This window comes from Enterobacter cloacae complex sp. 6730903 (assembly GCF_048283985.1).
Lineage (GTDB): Bacteria > Pseudomonadota > Gammaproteobacteria > Enterobacterales > Enterobacteriaceae > Enterobacter > Enterobacter hormaechei_C.
Map to the genome: position 1 here is coordinate 1 of NZ_JBLVXX010000130.1, position 1187 is coordinate 1187.

Consider the following 1187-nt stretch of genomic DNA (forward strand, 5'->3'; position numbering starts at 1 on the left):
TTTTGAACTTTTGCTTTGCCACGGAACGGTCTGCGTTGTCGGGAAGATGCGTGATCTGATCCTTCAACTCAGCAAAAGTTCGATTTATTCAACAAAGCCTCATAGAAGTAAAACTCAGTTAAATGAAGATCGTTTTCTTTCACGTATGCCGCCAATTTGCGGATACGCTGTTCAAGCATTGTATCTATCCGTAAGGAAACACTCTGCGGAACGTCACTTGCAAATTCATTGATACAATCAACGGTAGAAACTATGAATTTATTGGTCATGGCAGGCTCCAGGCCACCGGGGAAACCGGTGGCTACGGTAATTGGCAGGCTTAAGCGCCGCAAAGGGTGTCAAGGGAAGGGAGAAGCTTGCTCAGCTTGTCGTAATCGAGCGGAGACAGTTCTGTAACGAGTTCGACCGAAAGACTAGTGTTGTCTTCTTCACACAGAATATAGATTCCGTCTTCTGGCTCTTTTCCGGCACATGCCTTCAGTCGTTTGTTAACGACCTCCTGGGCTGAATCCGCTACGTCGCAGCTCAGGACATAGCTTGCCACATAGCTGCTCTCACCGTGGTAATGCGTCACTTTACACAGAGCATACTGGATACCGGCTTTGTGAGCCTCATTCATGAGACGAGAAAACTGACAGCCATCCTGGTAATAGTGGGTATCCTTTGTGACCAGAATAGTCATACCCCCAAATTCATCTGTCCGGCTTTTACTGCATGTAAATGCAGCAGTAATTGTTACCATTTCCGAGAGGTCGAATACCGACAGCACGGCAGTTGTGAGGCAAATTGCATGGTCAAGATCAATGGTCTCTCCATGAAAAACTGCCAGCCCACTGCTGGTAACTTCTGTTGCGAACAACAGTTCATAATTGCAGTCTGGGCAGGATGGTTGCCCAAAGCTCGGCTCAGAAGGGTCATACTCAGGGTGGTTCTCGATAATACTGAGGATCAGCTTCTCAGTCAGAGAACAATCTGTCAGTGGCTTATCAAGCAAACGCTCACCTTCTGCAATTTCTGCTTCGGTAACGAATGTGATTGCTTCTTGTGCCATTTTTGCCTGCTCCTGAGTGCAGGGAATAATAAACGACGCCTGAGTATAATTATCTGCCACAGTTGACTCCTTGATTATTTAATTAATGTATTTGATGAGAAGATCATAACAAATACACTAATACCAACTAATAACC

Annotated in this window: 2 protein-coding genes; both read right to left on the reverse strand. The window is 45.7% G+C overall.

Annotated elements, in window-relative coordinates:
- The coding region (locus ACNQ0W_RS25150) for a hypothetical protein (RefSeq protein ID WP_225541151.1) at positions 1-67 on the reverse strand (67 nt) is incomplete at its 3' end.
- Between the two features lie 252 nt (positions 68-319).
- Entirely contained in the window at positions 320-1111 is a 792-nt protein-coding gene (locus ACNQ0W_RS25155; RefSeq protein WP_000774871.1) for a hypothetical protein, read from the reverse strand.
- Between the last annotated feature and the right edge of the window lie 76 nt (positions 1112-1187).